This window comes from Methylobacterium variabile, from assembly GCF_001043975.1.
GTDB lineage: Bacteria > Pseudomonadota > Alphaproteobacteria > Rhizobiales > Beijerinckiaceae > Methylobacterium > Methylobacterium variabile.
In genome coordinates this window covers 1-788 of the sequence record NZ_LABY01000448.1, presented here as the reverse complement: position 1 = coordinate 788, position 788 = coordinate 1, and the positions used below count along the sequence as shown (strand labels likewise).

General features: G+C 68.9%; 1 pseudogene. It reads left to right on the top strand.

Annotation, left to right across the window (positions count from 1 at the left end):
- Positions 1-609: pseudogene (locus VQ02_RS33795) on the top strand (thiolase family protein); the annotation flags it as partial.
- Positions 610-788: the final 179 nt, after the last annotated feature.

Sequence of the window (788 nt, the reverse complement as noted above, 5' to 3'; positions counted from 1 at the left end):
CGCGTCGCCAACGAGGCGCTCGCTCATGCGGGGATTGGCCCGCAGGACGTCGACGAGATCGTGCTCGGCCACTACAACGCCGGCTTCACGCCGCAGGACTTCACCGCCTCCCTGGTGCTCCAGGCCGATGACGGCTTCCGCTTCAAGCCGGCGACCCGGGTCGAGAATGCCTGCGCCACCGGCTCGGCGGCGGTGCATCAGGGCATCAAGACCATCGAGGCCAAGCGCGCCCGGGTGGTGCTGGTGGTCGGCGTCGAGCAGATGACCCGCACGCCCGGCCCTGAGATCGGCCGCACCCTGCTCAAGGCGTCCTACCTGCCGGAGGACGGCGACAACCCGGCGGGCTTCGCCGGCGTGTTCGGCAACATCGCCGGCGCCTACTTCCAGCGCCACGGCGACCAGTCCGACGCCCTGGCGATGATCGCCGCCAAGAACCACCACAACGGCGTCCAGAACCCCTACGCGCAGATGCGCAAGGATCTCGGCTTCGAGTTCTGCCGCACCGAGTCGGACAAGAACCCGTTCGTGGCCGGACCGCTCAAGCGCACCGACTGCTCGCTGGTCTCGGTGTCGGCGAGCACCACCGCGGCGGCGCCGTCCGAGACCAGCGAGCAGTCGGTGCGCTTGAGCGGTCCGGCCACGAACGGGTTCTTGTCCGACTCGGTGCGGCAGAACTCGAAGCCGAGATCCTTGCGCATCTGCGCGTAGGGGTTCTGGACGCCGTTGTGGTGGTTCTTGGCGGCGATCATCGCCAGGGCGTCGGACTGGTCGCCGTGGCGCTGGAAGTA